This is a genomic window from Defluviimonas aquaemixtae, from assembly GCF_900302475.1.
GTDB lineage: Bacteria > Pseudomonadota > Alphaproteobacteria > Rhodobacterales > Rhodobacteraceae > Albidovulum > Albidovulum aquaemixtae.
This window is the reverse complement of record NZ_OMOQ01000003.1, coordinates 556,200-576,837: the sequence shown is the minus strand read 5'-3', so window position 1 is coordinate 576,837 and position 20,638 is coordinate 556,200. Positions and strand designations below refer to the sequence as shown.

Here is a 20,638-nt window from a genome sequence, read left to right as displayed (position 1 = left end):
CCGGCGCGATGGCCCTCGCTCTTTCCCCCGCCCTGCGCGATGCGCTGGCGCGTTGGCTCGCCCAACTGGCAGGTGTCGACGGCGCCGCGGCCAATACGGTCACGGCCTACCGTTCGGATGTAGCGGGATGGCTCGACTTCCTGTCTCGGCATGAGGGGGACACACTCGGCTCCGCCCGGCTCGCCAAGCTGACCCAGCGCGACATGCGCGCGTGGATGGCCCATGAGCGGGCACGGGGATGCGTCGCGCGCTCGCTCGCGCGGAAGCTTTCGGCCGTCAAGCGCTTCACCCGCTGGCTCGCCGACCGCGAGGGCTTCGACCCGAGCGCGGTCCTCGCCGCGCGCAGCCCGAAGTTCCAGCGCAAGCTGCCACGCCCGCTCAGCGAAGACGCCGCGCGCGACGTGATCGACCAGATGGCCAGCCTGCCGCGCCAAGACTGGATCGCCGCCCGCGACGCCGCGATCGCAACGGTGCTCTACGGCTGCGGGCTCCGTATCTCCGAAGCACTCGGGCTGACCGGAGCGGACAGCCCGCTGCCCGAGATCCTCAATATCCGCGGCAAGGGCGGGAAGGAACGCATCGTTCCCACCCTGCCGGTCGCGCGCGCCGCGGTGGCGCGTTACGTCGCGCTTTGCCCCCACCCGATCGCCGAGGCGCCCGGTTCGGCGCTGTTCCGGGGCCATCGCGGCGGCCCGCTGAACCCGCGCCTTGTCGCCCGCGCGATGGAGAGGGCGCGTCTCGGACTGGGCTTGCCGGCGACGGCCACGCCACACGCGATGCGGCACAGCTTCGCCACCCACCTTCTGGCTGCGGGCGGCGATCTCCGGGCAATCCAGGAACTTCTCGGCCACGCCTCGCTCTCGACCACGCAGGCCTACACGGCGGTAGACACGGCGCGGCTGATGTACATCTACGAAAAGGCGCATCCGCGCGCGTGAACGAAGGGAACGAGTGACACGATGTCTCCGCAGGTCAGGGCGCTTACGGTCCACCTCTTCACCGCGACGGGCGCCGTCTTGTCGATGCTCGCCATGCTCGCGGCGGCCGAAGGCAAATGGAGCCTGATGTTCCTCTGGCTCGTCGTCGCGCTGGCCGTGGATGCAATCGATGGGCCGCTCGCGCGGCACTACCATGTCAAGACGCACTGGCCGACCTATGACGGGGTGCTGCTGGACCTCATCATCGACTACCTCACCTATGTCTTCATTCCCGCCTTCGCGCTCTTCCAATCCGGTCTCCTGCCCGGCTGGACCGGCTGGTGCGCGATCATCGTCATCACCTATGCAAGCGTCATCTACTTCGTCGATACGCGGATGAAGGCCAGCGACAACTCCTTCGCGGGCTTTCCGGCCTGCTGGAACATGGTTGTAATCGTGCTTTTCGCGGTCGAGCCGAACTTCTACCTGATGCTCGCGATCATCATCGGGCTCGCCGTGTCGATGTTCACCAACCTTAAGTTCATCCATCCCGTGCGGACCGAGCGTTGGCGCTGGCTGTCGCTGCCCGTCGCTCTGGCTTGGGGCGCATTCGCGGCGCGCGCGGCGTGGGTCGATTTCGCGCCCGGTGAGCTTGCCCACTGGGGACTCGTGGTGACCTCCGTCTACCTGCTGCTGGCGGGCGTCGCGCAGCAGCTCATCCCCGAGCGGCGCTAGGCGCGGGAACCTCCCGCAACACCTGCGAACCGGGCGGCTAGGCCTGAATTAACCTTGTTTCGCTAAGCCCTTCGTCATTGAGACGGAGGGCTGAAATGCTACGATTCCTCGCCGGCGAAGAACTTCGCCACTATCCCCGGCTTCGCGACACGATGTTTACCGACCGCGCCCGGCAGTTCCGCGAACGGTTGGGCTGGGCCGTGAATGTCGACCACAACGGCTGGGAGCGCGACGACTACGACACGCTTAACCCGACCTACGTGATCTGGCAGTTGCCGGACGGAAGCCATGGCGGCTCCATGCGCTTTCTGCCGACGACCGGACGTACCATGGTCAACGAACACTTCTCGAACCTCAGCGCCGGGCGCAGGTTCTCCCACCCCAGGGTCTGGGAATGCACCCGCTTCTGCCTCGCCGATCACGCCGCCCCAAACGTGTCGGCGCTTCTGATGCTTGGCGGCGCGCAGCTCGGTGTCGGGCTCGGCCTCGCGCGCGCGGTCGGCGTCTTCGACGCGCGCATGGTGCGCATCTACCGCCTCCTCGGATGGGAACCTGCGGTCCTCGGAACCGAGGGCAAGGGCGCCGAGGCGATCAGCCTCGGGCTTTGGGAGTTTTCCGAGGAGGTGCGCCGCAGGCTCGCCCGCAAGTCCGGCATCTCCCCCGAGGTCGCGCAGCTCTGGTTTGATCGCGCGTTCGGTCATCGCAAGGACCTGCCCGCGGCCGGATAAAGGCGCTGGCATCGCCCGGGGTCGGGCGATAGGGTCGCGCCCATGGCGGTGCCAGCGCTTTCCTTTTCCGACGATCAGGCCGAAGCCTGGGACCGCGTCGCCGACCTCCTGCATGGCGCGGGAATCGATCTTGTCGAGGGCGAGACGAGACCCGACGCCCCCGGCAAGGCGCAGGTCCTCGCCGTCGTTGGCAAGGCGGGTTCGGGCAAGACGATGCTCCTGGCCGCGCTGACGAAGGCGCTGGCCGAAGCAGGGGTCGACACGATCTCGGGCGACTACGAAGGCCGCAGGCGCAAGGACCGGCGCACGCTCGCGATCCTCGCGCCGACCAACAAGGCGGCGAGCGTGCTGAGGAACCGTGGCGTGCCCGCGACGACGATCCACCGCATCCTCTACACACCGGTCTACGATCCCGAATACGAGAAGATCGCCGAATGGCTGAACGGAAACGGCGAGCGGCCGGTGGTCGAGGGGCTTACCGATGCCGCGCTCGACCGCGCGAAGGCCTTCTACGATCAGGTGAAATCGATCCCGGGCGCGCTGGCCACAGCCGGTCTCAGAGGCTCCGACTTCATCCTCGGCTGGAAACGGCGCGAAGACCCGCTTGACATCGGCTTCGTCGACGAATCCTCGATGCTCGACGAACGTCAGCTCGAAGATTTGCGCGAGATCTTCCCCACGCTTGTCCTCTTCGGCGACCCCGCGCAGCTCGCCCCCGTCGGCCAGTCGGGCGAGATGGTCTTCGACGGGCTTTCGGAAAGCCGCAAGCTGAACCTTCATCGCATCCACCGCCAGGAGGAGGATAACCCGATCCTCGACCTTGCCCACGCGCTCGCCGATCCCGACCTCACATTCGAGAGCTTCGAACGCATGGTAGCCGAGGCAGCGAAGCGCGACGACCGCATCCGCTGGGCCGAACGCGTCGATGCCGGCCTGATGGCGCGCTCGCCCGTTCTCGTCTGGCGCAACCAGACGCGCATCCGCCTGATCCAAGCCTTCCGTGCCGCCTACGAGGCGCCCATGGATGCGCTCTTACCGGGTGAGCCCCTGATCTGCGACGGCTTCGAGCTGCCTTTGAAACACCGCAAGAAGCGCATCGACCTCGAAGCGCGCGGCCTCATCAAGGGCGCGCAGGTGATCTATCTAGGCCCCGGCAAGAAGCCCGGATTTTCGCGGCTTCACGTCGTTGGGGCCGAAGACCCGCAGGTTTCGGCCGCTTCCATCATCAAGATCGAACTGCCGGACGAGGAGGAGCCGTTCATTCCCTTCGCCGCGCGCATGGGGGCGGCCTTCCTGCACGGGGCGGCCGTCACCATTCACAAGGCGCAAGGCTCGCAGTGGCCCGATGTTCAGGTCTTCGCGCCCGACCTCTTCGTCGCCGCGCGGACAGGCCGGATGGAGGCGGGCATCCCCTTGTGGAAGCGGCTGGCCTATGTCGCAATCACGCGGGCCGAGACGCGGCTGCACTGGGTTGTCCGCAACCGCCTCGCCCGGCCGACCGAACCTTTGACGACGGACGATCTTGTTGCGCCCGCGGCGGCGCTCACGCTTGCTTCGACAGAAGAGGCGTAAGCCTTCCGGTCGCCCACAAAACGCACTACGCTTTCACGCAAACGAAAGGGAGTGAGCTCCATGCGCTGCGTATTCGTCCAGTTCCGCTGCCAGCCCGGCAAGACCTACAACGTGGCCAATGATATCTACGACCGCGAGGTCGTGTCAGAGCTTTACTCGACCTCGGGCGAGTACGACCTCATCGCCAAGATCTACATCCCCGAGGACGCGGATGTCGGCCACTGGCTTACTGAGAAGCTGTTCGACATTCCGGGCATCAGCCGCACGCTCACAACCATGACCTTCAGGGCGTTCTGACCCGCCGGACATTGCCCCGGCCGGTCGAGGCCGCGTTCGCCGCCTCCGCAGCATCCACCTTGTATTCACAGGTGCCGGGCCGCAGCTGACGCGGCGACGCGGCTAGCCCCGGAAGTAGCGGAACACCGCAGACGCGCCCCAGCCCGCGGCAATCGCGATGATCAGCGACATGATCCCGTAGATCAGTGGTTGAGCGTGCGCGAGGTTGTAGAGAAAGCGTTCCAGTCCGACCTTTTGCACTGCGATCTCGGTCTCTTGAACATCGATCACGTGGCGCCCGCGGGTCAGAAAGAAGCGCGCCTTGTACCTCCCTTCGGTCAGATTAGCGGGCAGCGATATGGAGGTGTTGAACAGTGTGTCCTGCGAAACGTCGATGGCACCTTCCTGCAGCGTGTAGAGGCCATTTGCCCTGCGGATCCGGATCAGCGCGTTCGTGAAGGCCATCGCGTCCTGAACCTCCATCGGCGCCCCGACGGACCGGATCGCGCGCGGGACCGATATGCGGTAGCGCAGATCCTCGATGTCAGAGATAACCTCGTTCCATGGCGCCGAGGTCGCGACCGCATAGAAACTCGGCGCGAGATCGATCTCGACTGCGTGGACGTTCACCCAGATGCCAAACCGCTTCTCCTTGCGGCGCACGACAAGCGGCTTGGACGGGCCCGACACCGTGATGATGACGCCAAGCGCCGCGTCATCCGGTGCCGGCGCTTCGCGCTTCACCGCGCCGAAGATCAGGATCTCGGACCCGTCGAAATTCGCCGTGATCGCGATACGGTTCTGGTTCATACCGGCCACGACCGTCTCGGACCCGACCGACGCGGCCCCGACCGGGAGTGCAAGCACCGCAAGCATCGCGAAAAGGCCCAGCCACACGCGCATCAGCCATGACCTCCGATCCCGCCGATCGAATAAAGCTCGGAGGGGCGAAGCAACAGATCGAGCCCGAGCTTCGCGCAGACGGCGAGCACGAGCATCGCGAGAAGGATGCGAAGCTGCTCGGCCTTGAGCTTGGTGCCGATCTGCGCGCCGACCTGCGCGCCCACGACGCCGCCGACCAGCAGAAGCACAGCGAGCGGCATGTCGACGGTGAAGTTGGTCGTGGCGTGCAGAAGCGTCGTGAATGCGGTGACGAAGATGATCTGGAACAGCGACGTGCCGATCACGACCTTCGTCGGCATGCCGAGCAGGTAGATCATCGCCGGCACCATGATGAAGCCGCCGCCCACCCCCATGATGGCGGCGAGGACGCCCACGAAGACCCCGACGAGCATCGGCGGGATGACGGAGATGTAAAGCCCCGAGGTCCGGAATTTCACCTTGAGCGGCAGAGCGTGAACCCAGTTGTGGCGCCGCCGGACCGGCACCGCGCCCGGAACTTTGGAACGCCGGATCGCGCGCAGGCTTTCGACGAACATGAGCGAGCCGATGATGCCGAGAAAGACGACGTAGCAGAGCTTGACCAGAAGATCGACCTGGCCCATCCCGCGCAGGATGTTAAACACCTGGACGCCCAGCGCGGCGCCGATCAGGCCGCCGATCAGAAGAACGGTGCCCATCCTGAGGTCGACCGTCTTGCGCTTCAGATGTGCCAGAACGCCCGAGAACGAAGAGGCGACGATCTGGTTCGCCTCGGTCGCAACGGCGACGGCGGGCGGGATGCCGATGAAGAACAGAAGCGGCGTCATCAGAAAGCCGCCGCCCACGCCGAACATGCCTGAAAGAACCCCCACCATCCCGCCGAGGCCGAGCAGGAGGAACGCGTTGACCGAAACCTCGGCGATGGGCAGGTAAATCTGCATGGGAACCCGTACTTGCCGGCGAAAGGACCCTTGACCACTCATGCCCCCATGCAGAGGTCATGTCAAACTATCGCCAGCGCGGTGATCAGACCAGTTTCGATGCGCACGTAGGTCCAGGCGCGTCAGCGTTCCTTGACGTAGGGCTCGCCGCCCGCACGGGGCGGGATCGCGCGTCCGACAAATCCCGCGAGCACGATCACAGTCAGCACGTAGGGCAGAGCGTCGAGCGCGGGCACAGGCACGTCGAACCCGATCGTTCCCCGGATCACGTCCGGCCTGAGGGCGAGCGCCTGGAGAAAACCGAAAAGCAGCGTTGCGTAAAGCGCGTACCACGGCCGCCACTTTGCGAAGATGAGCGCGGCAAGCGCGATATAGCCGCGGCCGGCCGTCATCTCGCGCCCGAAGCCCGCTTGAAGCCCCGCCGCCATGTAGGCCCCCGCGAGCCCGCAGAGCACGCCCGTGATCACCACCGCCGTGTAGCGCAGCCGGATGACGGAAATTCCGGCCGTGTCGACCGAGGCCGGGTTTTCGCCGACGGCGCGCAGCCTGAGGCCGAACCGCGTGCGGAACAGCACCCACCACGTCACCGGCACGGTCAGAAGTGCCACATAGACGAGCGCGGTGTGGCCTGACAGGACATCGGAATAGAGTGGACCCAGAATGGGCACGCCCGACAGCGTATCAGCCAGCGGCAGCTCGATCGGGTTGAACCGCGCGGACCCGCTCAAGGGAGGTGTCCGCCCGCCTTGCCGGAACAGCGACTGTGCCACGAGGACCGTGATGCCCGAGGCCACGAAGTTGAGCGCGACACCCGAGATCAGCTGGTTACCGCGGAACGTGATCGAGGCGACCCCGTGCACCATTGCGAGGACCAGCGCGCCGCCGATCCCGGCCAGCGCACCAAGCCAGACCGACCCAGTCAGCGCGGCCACTGCGCCAGTGCACATCGCGGCCATCAGCATCTTGCCTTCAAGCCCGATGTCGAAGATGCCCGACCGCTCGGAAAAGAGCCCCGCGAGACATGCGAGCAGAAGCGGCGTCGCCAGTCGCAGGGTCGAGTCGAGGATCTGAAGGAGCGTCGCGAAATCCATGGATCAGCTCCTTCCCATCGCGAGATTGAACGCCGCGAAGGCGAAGAAGGCGCCAAGCGCCGCCTCGATCCCGCGCCGGGCACGGAAATAGGCGCGCCGGAACGGGCCCGACGATAGGAACAGCGCCCAGGCCGCGTGGCCGAGGAAAGAGTTCACGAAGGCTCCCGCGACGAACAGCGCCAGCACCGGCCAGGGCGCGTCGCCCGCGCCGCCGAGGGCGGCGATCGCGAGCCAGAACAGTATCGCCTTGGGGTTCGACACCTGCAGGAAGAAACCCGCGAGCGCGGTCCGCCATGGGCTTCGCCGCGATATGGAGGCGGCGACGGACAGTTCCGAGGGCCGCGCGGCCCGCGCGAATGCGTGCCAGGCCAGCCACAGCAGGTAGCCCGCCCCGATCAGCCGCACGACGGTCATCAGTTCGGCGACCTCGGCAAAAAGCGCCGAGATGCCGATGACGGTCGCGCCCGCAAGGATGATGGAGCCGCAGGCCACGCCGAAAGCCGTCGTCACCGCAGGCAAACGCCCGTGGCTCGTCGCGACGGCAAGGATCAGCGCGACGCTCGGTCCCGGGGACAATATGCCTGTGACCTGGATCGACCAGGCGAGCATCAGTTGCGGAAGATACTCGCCCATCACGCCACCTCCAGCCGGCGCGGCCGGAAGAAGGCGCCAAGCAGCATCCGCACCATGTGATCAAGCGCGCCGGTGAACAGGATTACGAGACCCTGGACAACGGTGCGAAGCTCAATCGGTATCGACGTCCAGAGGCCAAGCTCGGCACCGCCCTGGAACAGGAAACCAAAGAGAAGCGCGGCGAGAAACACGCCGACCGGATGGTTACGCCCCATCAGCGCCACCGCGATGCCGATAAAGCCCGCCCCCTCGGACGAGTTCTGCAAAAGCCGCTCGGCCTCGCCCATGACATTGTTGATCGCCATCATGCCGGCCAGCCCGCCGGACATGAGCATGGCGTACATCGTCACGCGGAATGGCGAGATGCCGGCATAGACCGCCGCCTTTTCGGACCGGCCGAAAGCCCGGATCGCGTAGCCAAGCCGCGTGCGCCACATCAGAAGCCAGACGAGCCAGCAGGCGACAAGCGCGACGAAGAACGTGATATTCGCTGGAACCTGTGTCGTGAAGATCAGGTCGAGACCCGGGATTTCATGCAGCGTCGGCAGCTTAGTACCGGCCGGGAACCGCGCCGTGGCCGGGTCCATCTGACCTGGCGGCCTGAGCACGTTGACGAGCATGTAGATGATAAGCGCCGCGCCGATATAGTTGAACATGATCGTGGTGATCACGACGTGGCTGCCGCGCCGAGCCTGAAGATAGGCCGGGATCGCGGCCCAAGCGGCCCCGAAAAGCGCCGCGCCCACCATCGCCGCAGGCAAGGCCAGCGTCCAGTGCGGCCAGGGCAGCGACAGGCAGACGAGCGCCACGCCCAAGCCCCCGAGCTGCGCCTGCCCCTCGCCGCCGATGTTGAAGAGCGAGGCGTGGAAGGCGATCGTGACGGCAAGCCCGGTGAACATGAAGCTCGTCGCGTAGTAAAGCGTGTAGCCCCAGCCGTAGGCGGAACCCACCGCGCCCTGCACCATCGTGCGCAAGGCCTCCGCAGGGCTCTGGCCGATGGCGAGGATCACGAGGGCCGAGATGACGCCCGCGAGAAGCAGGCTGATGAGCGGCACGAGAACCACGTCGGCCCATCTCGGCAGGCGGGTCATCAGGCGGCCTCCCCCGTCACCCCGGCCATGAGAAGGCCAAGCTCGCGCTCATCCGTCTTCTCGGGCAGCCGCTCGCCCATGATGCGGCCATCGAACATCACCGCGATGCGGTCGGCGAGGCTCATGATCTCGTCAAGCTCGACACTCACGAGCAGCACCGCCTTGCCCGCGTCCCTGAGTTCCACGATGCGGCGATGGATGAACTCGATCGCCCCGATATCGACGCCCCGCGTCGGCTGGCCGACGAGCAGGAGGTCCGGGTTCCGCTCGATCTCGCGGGCGAGGATGATCTTCTGCTGGTTTCCGCCCGAGAAGCTCTTGGCGGGAAGCGTCGCAATCGGTGGCCGCACGTCGAAGCGTTCCATCTGCGCCTCAGCGCTCGCGACGATCGCGCGGTTGTCCATCAGCCAGCGGTTCTTCTGGTAGACCGGATCGTTGTGATAGCCGAAGGCGATGTTCTCCCACGCCGAGAAATCCATAATCATGCCGAGGTGCTGACGGTCCTCGGGGACGTGGGCGATGCCCTTCTGGCGCCGCGACTGGCCGTCGGAATATTTCCCGGTCAGGTCGAGTTCCTGCCCGTTCAGCCGCACCGTGCCGGTGCCCCGGCGGATGCCGCCCAACACCTCCAGAAGCTCCGACTGGCCGTTCCCGGCAACACCGGCGATCCCGAGGATCTCGCCCCCGCGGATCTCGAACGAGATGCCTTTCAGCCGCTCGATCCCGTCCTCGTCCACGACCTTCAGGTCCTTGACCTCGAGCACTGTCTTGCCCGGATTGGCCGGCCCTTTCGGCACGTTCAGCAGCACCTTTCGCCCGACCATCAGCTCGGCGAGCTGTTCGGGGCTCGTCTCGGCGGTCTTGACGGTCGCGGTCATTTCGCCGCGGCGCATGACGCTCACCGTGTCGGTGATCTCCATGATTTCGCGCAGCTTGTGGGTGATCAGGATGATCGTCTTGCCCTGCTCCTTGAGGTTGCCGAGGATGCGGAACAGGTGATCCGCCTCGGCCGGCGTCAGAACGCCCGTCGGTTCGTCAAGGATCAGGATGTCGGCGTGGCGGTAGAGCGCCTTCAGGATCTCCACCCGCTGCTGATGACCCACTGACAGCTCCTCGATCACCTCGTCGGGATCGACCTCGAGCTCGTATTCCCGCGCGAGATCGGCCAGAACCTTTCGCGCCTTGGCGATCGAGGGGCGCAGAAGCGCGCCCTCCTCGGCGCCGAGGATGACGTTTTCGAGAACGGTGAAATTCTGGACCAGCTTGAAATGCTGGAAGACCATCCCGATACCGGCGCGGATCGCGGCCTGGCTGTCGGGGATCTGCGTCTTCTGCCCGTTGATATAGATCTCGCCGGAATCGGCATGGTAGAAGCCATAAAGGATCGACATCAGCGTCGACTTGCCGGCGCCGTTCTCGCCGATGATCCCGTGGATCGTGCCCTTCTCGACGCGGATCGAAATGTCCTTGTTGGCCTGGACCGACCCGAACGCCTTAGAGATGCCCCTCAGCTCGATCGCGGGCGGGGCGGCAGTGGCCTGCCGCCCCTCGGGCGTCGGCCCTTCCATCAGAAGCTTGCGGCTGGGCAGCTGTCGTCGGCCATGTAATCGTGTACCTCAATCTCGCCCGCCTTGATCTTTTCCGCGGCCTCGTCGACCTGGGCCTGCATCTCGGACGTCACGAGTTCGGCGTTGTTGTCGTCCAGCGCATAGCCCACGCCCTCGTTGGCAAGCCCCATGACGTTGATGCCGGGCTCCAGCGCCTCGCCTTCCTTGAAGGCCTCGTAGACGGCGTTGTCCACGCGCTTCAGCATCGAGGTCAGGACCTGGCCGGGATGCAGGTAGTTTTGGTTCGAATCCACGCCGATAGACAGGATGCCCTCATCCGCAGCGGCCTGAAGGACGCCGATCCCGGTGCCGCCGGCGGCGGCATAGATGACATCGGCGCCCTGCGACTTCTGCGCCTTGGCAAGCTCGGCACCCTTCACCGGATCGTTCCACGCCGTAGGAGTCGTGCCCGTCATGTTCATGACGATCTTGGCGTCGGGATTAACCGCCTTGACGCCCTGCGCATAGCCGCATCCGAACTTGCGGATCAGCGGGATGTCCATCCCGCCGATGAATCCGACCGTGCCGGTCTTGGAGGCAAGGGCGGCCATCATGCCGACCAGGTAAGAGCCCTCATGCTCGTTGAAGACGACCGATTTCACGTTTGGCTGGTCGACGACCATGTCGATGATCGCGAACTTGGTGTCAGGATAGTCCGGGGCGACGGTGTTCAGAACGTCGCCGAACGCGAAGCCCGTCATGACGACCGGGTTCGCACCGGCTTCGGCCAGACGCCTAAGCGCCTGTTCGCGCTGAGCCTCGGACTGCATCTCGAGCTCCTTGAAGGTTCCGCCCGTCTCTTCCTTCCAGCGCTCGGCGCCGTTAAACGCCGCCTCGTTGAAGGACTTGTCGAACTTGCCGCCGAGGTCGAAGACGATCGCGGGATCGGCGAGCGCCGCGCCGGAGGTCAGCGCCAGCGTCGCGGCCGCGCCGAGGAATTTCTGCATGAGGGTCATGGATCGCTCCCAGTTGCTGTCGTATGACATCCGTGTCGGGGGTGGCCTGAACGACGGCCGGGTGCACGGATTGACCCGATTAGGGCGAAAGCCTCTGGAGCGGTCAATAGCTATTTGGAATGACGGCGCAGCAATTTGACCTCTTGGTCAACTTCCCTGCGCCGGTCGCGAGAGCAAGCGGCTCATCACAAGCGCGTCGACCGGATTGCCCTCGGGCGTCGCGTAGTAGCCGCGCCGGCGCCCGGATTCCGTGAAGCCCTGGCCTGAGTAAAGGGCGATTGCCGGGAGGTTGTCGGCAGCCACCTCCAGAAAGATCGTGACGCCGCCGCGCGCGCGCGCCTCGGCGATGAAGCGGGAGACAAGGCGCGTCGCGATGCCACGTCGGCGCTGCGCCGGGGAAACGGCAAGCGTCAGCAACTCAGTCTCGTCCGCCACCACGCGGCCCAAGAGGAAGGCGCCCTCTTCGGCCAGCAGAATTACTCCGCAGCCGTCGAGGAGGGCCGCAAACTCGCCTTCGGTCCACGGACGCGGTTGCCTGAAACAATCCGCGTGCAGGCGGGCGAGGTCCGCGGCGGTCATCGGCTCAGCCCGGCAGAATAACGGGCGGCGCCTCCGAGGGCGGCGCCGCATCGGCGGGGCGGACGTAAAGCGGCGCGGGACGATCCGGTTTCTCGCCCTGCGACAGCCGCCAGTCCGCGATCCGGGCGATGCGGCACGCGATATCCTCAAGAACCGCGTCCGACGCCTCCGCGCCGAACGGCCGCGCGATGTCGTCGGCGCGATACCCCCGCACCCGCATGTTCACGGGCAGTCGCAGGTCCTCCGGCGGCGCATCGGGGGCAATCAGGCGAGGCGCAGACTGCGGCCTGCCGTGACCGAAACGCTGGACATACGCCGCGCCGCGCGGGGCTTCGATGCTGACGATCTCGGCCGGGTGCGCACCGGGCCCGGCCGGGTCGCGCATCACCTCGAAACTCGACACGCCGATCGCGGGTATGCGCAATGCCAGCGCCAGCCCACGCGCGGCGGCGACCGAGATCCGCGTGCCGGTGAAGTTGCCGGGGCCGATCCCGACCGCGAGATAGTGAAGGTCCTTCCAGCCGAGCGCGACCTCGGACAGCAAGGCCTCCAGCATGGGCATCAGGTGCTCCGCCTGCCCGCGGCCCATCAGTGCGATCCTTTCGGCCACGATCGCGTCGCGCTGCAGAATCGCGGCAGCGCAATGCGCGGCCGAGGTGTCGAATGCCAGAATGGTAGGGTTGGTGACACCCATCACGCCGCGACGGGGCGGACCTCGATGACTTCGGGGATGTAATGCCGAAGCAGGTTCTCAATGCCCATCTTCAGCGTCAGCGTCGAGGACGGGCAGCCCGCGCACGCGCCCTGCATGTGCAGATAGACGATGCCGCGGTCGAAGCCGTGGAAGGTGATGTCGCCGCCGTCCTGGGCGACGGCAGGGCGAACGCGAGTGTCCAAAAGCTCCTTGATCTGCTTGACGATATCGGCGTCCGGCCCGTCATGGCTCGCATGGCCGCTTTCCGGCTGGCCCTCGCCTTCGATCACCGGCTGGCCGGACTGGAAATGCTCCATGATCGCGCCGAGGATCGCGGGCTTCACGTGCTCCCACTGAATCTCTTCGGCCTTCGTGACCGTCACGAAATCGTTGCCAAGGAAGACGCCGGTGACACCTTCGACCGCGAAGATCCGACGCGCGAGCGGCGATTTCGCGGCCGTGTCGGGCTGCGGAAAATCGGCCGTGCCGGCGTCGAGCACAGTCTGACCCGGAAGAAACTTGAGCGTCGCCGGATTGGGCGTGGATTCGGTCTGGATGAACATGGAAGCGCCTCCGTTGCCCGACCGATATGCGCCTCGGGCAGGTCCAAGTCAAGGATTGGAACGATTCTAAAAGACGCGGCTGATCGGCTCAGATCATTACGAAACCTTCCGCCACGGCGCGCGCCACGGCATGGGTCGTGTTGTTCGCGCCGAGCTTGAACCGCGCGCTTTCGACATAGGTGCGCACCGTATGTTCCGAAATGGCGAGATTGTCGGCGGCCTGGGCGCGGTTGAGCCCCATCGCGAGCATCGTCAGAACGTCGATTTCGCGTGGGCTGAGGCTCTGCATCGCGTGGAAATCGGTGCCGCGCTCGATCTCGAGCGCCTTATGGTTCACGAAATGCGCGACCAGTAGCAGCTCGGCGACGTTCTCGGCGGTGAATTTCTGCCAGTCGGTATCGCTGGCGCGGTGCGACACTGTGAACATCGCGAACTGCCCGTTCGGGCCGCGGATCGGGACCGAGTAGCCCTGGTTGCCGACACCGGCATCCAGCGCCTCGGACAGGAAGGCACGGGACTGGCGGCCGGACCAGTCGAGATTTTTCCAGTCGACGGGGTGGAAACGGCGGAAGCAGCCCTGAACAACAGGGTCGATGCGGGCGTAATCCTGTTCGAGATAGCGGTCGACCCAGTCCGTTTCGTAGGTCAGCACAGCGTATTGCTGGCCTGTTGAATTGACGGAGTGATAGACGAGGTGCTCGACGTCGAAATGGGCGCGCAGACCCAGAATTACGGCTTGCAGGTCGTCAAGCGTTTTCGCCCGCTGAAGCGTCTCGATAAACGCCGACAGCCTTTTCTGCATTCAGAGACAGTCCTCCGGCCGTCGCCCCCTCCGACTGCGCGATCTCGGCCGCGGCCACCAGCGACGTGTCGTCCAACTGCTCCGCCAGAGCCGCCAGCCCGTTGCACTTGGCGAAGGCTTTGAGATCACTCAGTACGTCCAGGATCCATTCGTATTGCATTTTTTTTCTCCCGCAAAGAGGAAATACGCCCGCATTCTCAACCCAAGCATGTAGGATGTTCGTTGCCGGATCGTTTCCGATCAACTCCCCGAAATTGACGAGATGGAACCTGTCAACGCATTGATTTTAATAGATTCGTGAAAAATGTGGCCCGCGCCGCCCTTCCGCAGCGCGGGCCCGGTAAGACCTGAATGGACGGCTCAGACTGACTTTCCGGCCTCTAGCGCGTCCTCGAACGTGCGCAAGCCCGTTCTCGGAGCCTGAACCAATACCGCCATATTGCCCGGTTTGTGTTCATTTCGACGCATCTTCATATGCGCCGCCGGGATCTCCGCCCAGGGGAAGACCTCGGACATGCAGGGATCGAGCCGGCGTTCGAGCATCAGCTTGTTGGCCGCCGAGGCCTGCTTGAGGTTCGCGAAATGCGACCCCTGCACGCGCTTCTGATGCATCCAGAGATAACGCGCATCGAGCGTCAGGTTATAGCCCGTCGTGCCGGCGCAGATCACGACCATGCCGCCCCGCTTCACGACGAACACCGACACCGGAAATGTCGCCTCGCCCGGATGTTCGAACACCATGTCGACGTTCACGCCCTTGCCGGTGATGTCCCAGATCGCCTTGCCGAACTTGCGCGCCTCCTTGAACCAGGTGGCGTATTCCTCGGTCCCGACCTTGGGCATCTGGCCCCAGCAGTTGAACTCCTTGCGGTTGATGACGCCCTTCGCGCCCAGATCCATCACGAACTGGCGCTTGTCCTCTTCAGAGATGATGCCGATCGCGTTGGCCCCCGCCGTGTTGATCAGCTGGATCGCGTAGGAGCCGAGGCCCCCGGACGCGCCCCACACGAGCACGTTGTCGCCCGGCTTCAGGATATGCGGCCGGTGGCCGAAGAGCATCCGGTAGGCGGTGGCAAGCGTCAGGGTATAGCAGGCGGCCTCCTCCCAAGTCAGGTGCTTCGGACGCGCCATCAGTTGCTGTGCCTGGACATTGGTGAACTGCGCGAAGGACCCGTCCGGCGTCTCGTAGCCCCAGATCCGCTGGCTGGGCGAGAACATCGGGTCGCCGCCGTTGCACTCCTCGTCGTCGCCGTCGTCCTGGTTGCAGTGGATCACGACCTCGTCGCCCACCTTCCAACGCTTCACCTTGTCGCCGACCTTCCAGACGATGCCGGACGCGTCCGAGCCCGCGATGTGGTAGGGTGCCTTGTGTCCGTCGAACGGGCTGATCGGCTGGCCGAGCGAGGCCCAGACGCCGTTGTAGTTGACGCCTGCGGCCATCACGAGAACCAGGACCTCGTTCGAGTCGATCTCGGGCGTATCGACGACCTCGACCTGCATCGCGGTGTCGGGCTCGCCATGGCGTTCTCTGCGGATCGCCCAGGCATACATCTGCTTCGGCACGTAGCCGAGAGGCGGCATCTCGCCCATCTCGTAGAGATCCTTCTCGGGCGCGTCGTAGGGCGCGATCTCGGTCTTCGTATCTAATGCCATAAGCCTCTCCTCAACTCTTGCCGCAACGCAGAATCAACGCGGTCTACGGGCATGGAATAGGGTCCGTTCGGTAATTATGCAATAGCACCAAAGGGCGTTTTTGTAATTTTATGTCTCACTTATGGACGATTCGCCACGAGAACGGGTGGCTGTTCGGCGGACGATGCCGCAATCGCAGAAAGATGCTGTCCTACGGCCGCTGCGTAAAACCCGATAAGCGCGCGATCCTTGGGCGGCACCGTCACGCGCCCGCCTTCGCACCGGACGATCTTGCGCAGGCCGAGGATCGACAGCCCGCGCTCCACGGCCTTCGGGACGGAGTCGTCCGGCAAGTCGAAAGGCACGCCGGCAGCCGACAGCCGCCGCACAAGTTCCTCCGCCCGCTCAGTCAGTTCGGCGCGCGGGATGTCGGTCTCCTCGCCCAGCGCCGCCGCGACGAGCGGCACCGGCAGAACCGAGACGTTGCGGGCGATGCGCTCCATCATCGCCTGCGCGAGTTCGGCGGTCGCGTCCTCATGCGGCGCCTTGAGGAACTCGGCGAGCGACAGGGGCGTGCCGAAACTCACCGAGGCGGTGCCGAACTTCTCGAACCGGCCGGTGAGGAAGCGGCGAAGCTGACGGCCGATGAAAAGCAGGATCGAACCGATCGAAGCGCGAAACCGCCGCACGCCGGCGGCTTGGGCAGCCGTCAGCACCCGGTCCTCGATCACCCGGTCATAGGCGATCGAGACAGGCACGAAGACCACGTCCGGCCCGTTCGCGCGACGGCTTTCGACGATATAGCTCAGGATCCCGAGCTTCGGGTTTCCGACCCGTCCGTCGAGACTCAGCCCGCCTTCGGGGAAAATCGCCTGTGTCACACCCTCTTCCGTCGCCATCTGCACGTAGCGGGCCAGGACCCGGCGGTAGAGCGGATTGTTCGACCGCCGTCGGATAAAATAGGCGCCCGACGCGCGGATTAGCCACGACAGCGGCCAGACCCGCGCCCATTCACCGACCGCGTAGGACAGCGCCGAACGTTCCGCGGCGAGGTAGGTGACGAGCACGTAATCCATGTTCGATCGGTGGTTCATCACGAAGACCAGCGTCGCCCCCTTGTCGATCGCCGAAATCGCATCGGCGTCGAAGCCGCCGATGCGCACCCGGTAGATCAGGCGCGCGATCCACTTCGTGGCGCGGGCGGCAAAGCCGAAATAGACGCTCGCCGAAAAGGCGGGCACGATTTCGCGCGCATAGCGGCGCGCGCGTTCCTGATGCACGGTTGCGGGAATGCCGGTTTCGGCCGCCTCGGCCGCGATCGCCTCGGCGACTTTGGGGTCGTGGGCGAGCCGGATGATCATGTCCGGCCGTTTCATCAGCTTGAAGGGCTGGATCGGCCGATCCAGCCGATCGTTCAGCCGCGCGACGACCCGCTCCATCCGGTTGCGGAAGAACCAGCGCACTGAAGGAAACAGGAAATGCGACGCGAAGGTCACCCCGGCGAAGGCGAGGATCAGCACGAACAACCAAAGCGGGAGCGTCACGGGTTGGAACATGGCGCGACGGTGACAAAAAAAACCTGCGCGGTAAATCGCCGAAGCCTCCCCAAACCCATGAATTCTCACGAACGCGTGAGAAGGGTCACCCGGACGACATGCTAGATTTGAGGCTCGTGTCGATTTTTCAGCCCATGAACCGAGAGGAATTCAGCATGATTTTCAGAACCATCACCGCCGCAGCATTCGCCGTTGCCGCATCCGCCGCGGGCGCCCAGGACGCCGGGATGAGCTTCTTTGTCACCAGTGAAAATCCGGGAAGCGGCGGCAATTTCGGCGGGATCGAAGGCGCCGATGCGCATTGCGCCTCGCTTGCCGAGGCGGCGGGCGTGACCGGCAAGACCTGGCGCGCCTACCTCTCGACGAGCGGCGAGAACGCGCGCGACCGGATCGGCGCGGGTCCCTGGGTCAACGCGGCGGGCACCACGATCGCCGAGAGCGTCGATCAGCTGCACAGCCCAGACGCCAACCTGACGAAAGAATCCGCGCTCAACGAGATGGGCGAACTGGTGAACGGCCGCGGCGACGATCCGAACCGGCACGACATCCTCACCGGCTCCATGCCCGACGGCACCGTGGCCGAGGGCATGACTTGCGAGGACTGGACCAGCGACGGCGCCGAGGCGGCCGGCATGGTCGGCCACCATGACCGCATGGGTCTCGACGACTCTGATGCCGCGAAATCGTGGAACTCCTCGCATTCCTCGCGCGGCGGCTGCGGGCTTGAGGCGCTGCGCGGCACCGGCGGCGACGGTCTCGTCTACTGTTTCGCCACGAACTGACACCCGTTACAAGCCGCAGTGCTGCGCTGCGGCCCGATCTTTTTGCAGTGCGGCATCTGGACGCGCAACTTTATTCCGAATAGGTTCGCCCGAAAGGAACTATGTTGCTTCGAGGTGCTCACCATGCCCAGCCCGTCAGAGCGCGACCGCCCCTGGCTTTTCCGGACCTATGCCGGCCATTCCACGGCGGAAAAGTCGAACGCGCTCTACCGCGCCAATCTCGCCAAAGGCCAAACCGGCCTTTCCGTCGCCTTCGACCTGCCTACCCAGACCGGCTATGACAGCGACCACGAACTCGCGAAGGGCGAAGTCGGCAAGGTCGGCGTACCGATCTGCCACTTGGGCGACATGCGGTCGCTGTTCAGGGACATTCCCCTCGAGCAGATGAACACCTCGATGACGATCAACGCGACCGCGCCATGGCTTCTGGCACTCTACATCGCGGCGGCCGGAGAACAGGGGGCCGATGTCTCTAAGCTGCAAGGCACGGTGCAGAACGACACCATGAAGGAATACCTCTCGCGCGGCACCTATATCTGCCCGCCGAAGCCGAGCTTGCGCATGATCACCGACGTCGCGGCCTATACGCAGGAACACCTGCCCAAATGGAACCCGATGAATGTCTGCTCCTACCACCTGCAGGAAGCCGGCGCGACGCCCGAACAGGAACTGGCCTTCGCGCTCGCCACCGCGATCGCGGTGCTCGACGACCTGAAGGGCAAGGTCGATCCCAAGGCCTTCCCCGCCATGGTCGGCCGCATCTCCTTCTTCGTGAACGCGGGCATCCGGTTCGTCACCGAACTGTGCAAGATGCGGGCCTTCACCGAACTCTGGGACGAGATCTGCCGTGATCGCTACGGCATCGAGGAGGAGAAATTCCGCCGCTTCCGCTACGGCGTGCAGGTCAACTCGCTGGGCCTGACCGAGCAGCAGCCGGAAAACAACGTCTACCGCATCCTTCTCGAAATGCTCGCGGTCACGCTCTCGAAGAACGCCCGCGCCCGCGCCGTGCAGCTTCCCGCCTGGAACGAGGCGCTGGGGCTCCCCCGCCCCTGGGACCAGCAGTGGTCGCTTCGGATGCAGCAGATCCTCGCCTACGAGACCGACCTTCTCGAATATGGCGACCTCTTCGACGGCAACCCCGCGATCACCGCGAAGGTCGAGGCGCTGAAGGAGGGCGCGCGGAATGAGCTGAAGACGCTCGACGGCATGGGCGGCGCGATCGCCGCCATCGAATACATGAAGGCGCGGCTCGTGGACTCGAACTCGGAACGCCTGAACCGGATCGAGACGAACGAGACCACCGTCGTCGGCGTCAACAAATGGCAGACGGGCGAGGCGTCACCCTTGACCTCCGGCGACGGCGCCATCCTGACCGTCGACCCCTCGGTCGAGGCCGACCAGATCGCGCGTCTGATCGACTGGCGGGATGCCCGCGACCAGCGGGCCGTCGAGGCCGCGCTGTCCGCGCTGCGCGTGGCCGCGCAGGACGGCGGCAACGTCATGCCCGCTTCCATTCAATGCGCCAAGGCCGGCGTCACGACCGGCGAATGGGCGGGCGTCATGCGCCGGGTCCACGGCGAGTACCGTGGCCCAACCGGCGTCTCGAAGAGCCCGTCGAACCGAACCGAGGGTCTGGACGAGATTCGCGACGCGGTCGATGCCGTTTCCACCCGCCTCGGTCGCCGGCTCAAGTTCCTCATGGGCAAGCCCGGCCTGGACGGACACTCGAACGGCGCGGAACAAATCGCCGCCCGCGCCCGCGACTGCGGCATGGACATTACCTATGACGGCATCCGCCTGACGCCGGAACAGATCGTCGCGGCGGCGGTGGAGGCCGAGGCACATGTCGTCGGCCTCTCGATCCTCTCAGGCAGTCACCTGCCGCTCATCCAGGAGGTCATCGAACGGATGCAAACGGCGGGCCTCGGCGAAGTTCCGGTCGTCGTGGGCGGCATCATTCCGGACGAGGACGCCCAGCGACTGACCGAGATGGGCGTCTCGCGGGTCTACACGCCCAAGGATTTCGAACTTAACAGGATCATGTTCGACATCGTGGCGCTCGCCGAGCCGAAGGCGGTCGCGGCGGAGTGAGGCTGCGTGGCCGGACGGCGAATATGCCCGAAGGCGGTTCTAAGCCCTGTTTCGGACCTGTTCTGTTTCTTGCTGCGCGCGATCGCAGCACATGCTTCGCCGCGCCGCCGAGAGAAATTGCTTTGCAATGCGGCAGGAATTGCGGCCATTCAGGCAAGGCGCAGCGATGTTTCGGCAGGCAATGCCCGTGTCGCGGGACGAAGCTGACCTTCGCTGCTTCGCATCCATGCCCTCCTCAGCGAAGTGCGACGCGGGCGTTCGGGTCGTTGGCAAGACAGTCACCGCACCAGGCGAACGACTTCCGGTAGAACATCCCAGAAGGCTGCACCTCGCTCAGCAGGAATACGATGGCTTGCTCCATCAATGCGAAAGCAAGAAAACTGCCGGCAGCATTTCGACTGCGATCCAGGTGTTGTGCGCGAGGCGGCGGTGATCCAGAGCCGTCCACAACCACCGAAGGCCCAGAGCTCCCTTTGAAAACAATTCAGTTTCATTGGCCAATGGGGC

General features: G+C 65.1%; 21 protein-coding genes. 7 read left to right on the top strand and 14 right to left on the bottom strand.

The annotated features are described in order from the left end of the window. Positions 1–8: 8 nt before the first annotated feature. The 5 genes from DEA8626_RS17935 (at position 9) to DEA8626_RS17915 (ending at position 4,249) form a co-directional block, all read left to right on the top strand. Positions 9–938: a tyrosine recombinase XerC gene (locus DEA8626_RS17935; protein ID WP_108854569.1), complete on the top strand. Its 930-nt coding sequence runs from the start codon at positions 9–11 to the stop codon at positions 936–938. A 21-nt stretch (positions 939–959) separates the two neighbouring features. Further along, positions 960–1,652: a CDP-alcohol phosphatidyltransferase family protein gene (locus tag DEA8626_RS17930; RefSeq protein WP_108854568.1), complete on the top strand. Its 693-nt coding sequence runs from the start codon at positions 960–962 to the stop codon at positions 1,650–1,652. A gap of 95 nt (positions 1,653–1,747) precedes the next feature. Then, on the top strand, positions 1,748–2,380 hold the full coding sequence (locus DEA8626_RS17925; protein ID WP_108854567.1) for an acyl-homoserine-lactone synthase: 633 nt from the start codon (positions 1,748–1,750) through the stop codon (positions 2,378–2,380). Between the two features lie 42 nt (positions 2,381–2,422). Further along, positions 2,423–3,952: an AAA family ATPase gene (locus DEA8626_RS17920; RefSeq protein WP_181366510.1), complete on the top strand. Its 1,530-nt coding sequence runs from the start codon at positions 2,423–2,425 to the stop codon at positions 3,950–3,952. 60 nt (positions 3,953–4,012) lie between these two features. After that, positions 4,013–4,249, top strand: a complete 237-nt coding sequence (locus DEA8626_RS17915; protein WP_108854566.1) for an Lrp/AsnC family transcriptional regulator — start codon at positions 4,013–4,015, stop codon at positions 4,247–4,249. A gap of 102 nt (positions 4,250–4,351) precedes the next feature. On the opposite strand, the gene DEA8626_RS17910 is transcribed toward DEA8626_RS17915, so the two are convergent. From DEA8626_RS17910 to DEA8626_RS17845, 14 genes are all read right to left on the bottom strand, one after another. Continuing rightward, positions 4,352–5,131 (bottom strand): TIGR02186 family protein, encoded by a 780-nt coding sequence (locus DEA8626_RS17910; RefSeq protein ID WP_108854565.1) that lies wholly within the window; start codon positions 5,129–5,131, stop codon positions 4,352–4,354. Further along, positions 5,131–6,051, bottom strand: coding sequence for a sulfite exporter TauE/SafE family protein (locus DEA8626_RS17905; RefSeq protein WP_108854564.1), 921 nt, complete (start codon positions 6,049–6,051; stop codon positions 5,131–5,133). The genes DEA8626_RS17910 and DEA8626_RS17905 overlap by 1 nt, the downstream gene beginning before the upstream one ends. A gap of 122 nt (positions 6,052–6,173) precedes the next feature. Continuing rightward, positions 6,174–7,142, bottom strand: a complete 969-nt coding sequence (locus tag DEA8626_RS17900) for an ABC transporter permease (protein WP_108854563.1) — start codon at positions 7,140–7,142, stop codon at positions 6,174–6,176. Between the two features lie 3 nt (positions 7,143–7,145). Beyond that, positions 7,146–7,775 carry a LysE family translocator gene (locus tag DEA8626_RS17895; RefSeq protein ID WP_245890907.1) on the bottom strand — a complete coding sequence of 210 codons (630 nt, stop codon included), beginning with the start codon at positions 7,773–7,775 and terminating at the stop codon, positions 7,146–7,148. Next, positions 7,775–8,866: an ABC transporter permease gene (locus DEA8626_RS17890; RefSeq protein ID WP_108854561.1), complete on the bottom strand. Its 1,092-nt coding sequence runs from the start codon at positions 8,864–8,866 to the stop codon at positions 7,775–7,777. Before DEA8626_RS17890 ends, DEA8626_RS17895 begins: the two co-directional genes overlap by 1 nt. Beyond that, entirely contained in the window at positions 8,866–10,434 is a 1,569-nt protein-coding gene (locus tag DEA8626_RS17885; RefSeq protein ID WP_108854560.1) for an ABC transporter ATP-binding protein, read from the bottom strand. Before DEA8626_RS17885 ends, DEA8626_RS17890 begins: the two co-directional genes overlap by 1 nt. Next, entirely contained in the window at positions 10,434–11,429 is a 996-nt protein-coding gene (locus DEA8626_RS17880) for a BMP family lipoprotein (RefSeq protein ID WP_108854559.1), read from the bottom strand. The genes DEA8626_RS17885 and DEA8626_RS17880 overlap by 1 nt, the downstream gene beginning before the upstream one ends. Positions 11,430–11,576: 147 nt before the next feature. Beyond that, positions 11,577–12,008, bottom strand: coding sequence for a GNAT family N-acetyltransferase (locus DEA8626_RS17875; RefSeq protein WP_108854558.1), 432 nt, complete (start codon positions 12,006–12,008; stop codon positions 11,577–11,579). 4 nt (positions 12,009–12,012) lie between these two features. After that, complete coding sequence (gene tsaB, locus DEA8626_RS17870) at positions 12,013–12,702, bottom strand: tRNA (adenosine(37)-N6)-threonylcarbamoyltransferase complex dimerization subunit type 1 TsaB (protein ID WP_108854557.1); 690 nt, start codon at positions 12,700–12,702, stop codon at positions 12,013–12,015. Beyond that, the gene (locus DEA8626_RS17865; protein WP_108854556.1) at positions 12,702–13,265 is read right to left on the bottom strand and encodes a NifU family protein; all 564 of its coding nucleotides are present in this window, start codon (positions 13,263–13,265) and stop codon (positions 12,702–12,704) included. The genes tsaB and DEA8626_RS17865 overlap by 1 nt, the downstream gene beginning before the upstream one ends. Before the next feature lie 88 nt (positions 13,266–13,353). Then, a complete protein-coding gene (locus DEA8626_RS17860; protein WP_108854555.1) occupies positions 13,354–14,067 on the bottom strand; it encodes a helix-turn-helix transcriptional regulator in 714 nt (237 codons plus the stop codon). Next, the gene (locus DEA8626_RS17855; RefSeq protein WP_108854554.1) at positions 14,012–14,227 is read right to left on the bottom strand and encodes a hypothetical protein; all 216 of its coding nucleotides are present in this window, start codon (positions 14,225–14,227) and stop codon (positions 14,012–14,014) included. Before DEA8626_RS17855 ends, DEA8626_RS17860 begins: the two co-directional genes overlap by 56 nt. Before the next feature lie 200 nt (positions 14,228–14,427). Continuing rightward, the gene (ccrA, locus tag DEA8626_RS17850; protein WP_108854553.1) at positions 14,428–15,720 is read right to left on the bottom strand and encodes a crotonyl-CoA carboxylase/reductase; all 1,293 of its coding nucleotides are present in this window, start codon (positions 15,718–15,720) and stop codon (positions 14,428–14,430) included. Between the two features lie 119 nt (positions 15,721–15,839). Beyond that, positions 15,840–17,243: a 1-acyl-sn-glycerol-3-phosphate acyltransferase gene (locus DEA8626_RS17845; RefSeq protein ID WP_306418117.1), complete on the bottom strand. Its 1,404-nt coding sequence runs from the start codon at positions 17,241–17,243 to the stop codon at positions 15,840–15,842. 167 nt (positions 17,244–17,410) lie between these two features. Here DEA8626_RS17845 and DEA8626_RS17840 point away from each other — a divergent pair, with 167 nt between their 5' ends. Both DEA8626_RS17840 and DEA8626_RS17835 read left to right on the top strand, forming a co-directional pair. After that, positions 17,411–18,037: a DUF1554 domain-containing protein gene (locus DEA8626_RS17840; protein ID WP_108854694.1), complete on the top strand. Its 627-nt coding sequence runs from the start codon at positions 17,411–17,413 to the stop codon at positions 18,035–18,037. A 123-nt stretch (positions 18,038–18,160) separates the two neighbouring features. Next, positions 18,161–20,131 carry a methylmalonyl-CoA mutase family protein gene (locus tag DEA8626_RS17835; RefSeq protein WP_108854551.1) on the top strand — a complete coding sequence of 657 codons (1,971 nt, stop codon included), beginning with the start codon at positions 18,161–18,163 and terminating at the stop codon, positions 20,129–20,131. The last annotated feature ends 507 nt before the right edge of the window (positions 20,132–20,638 follow it).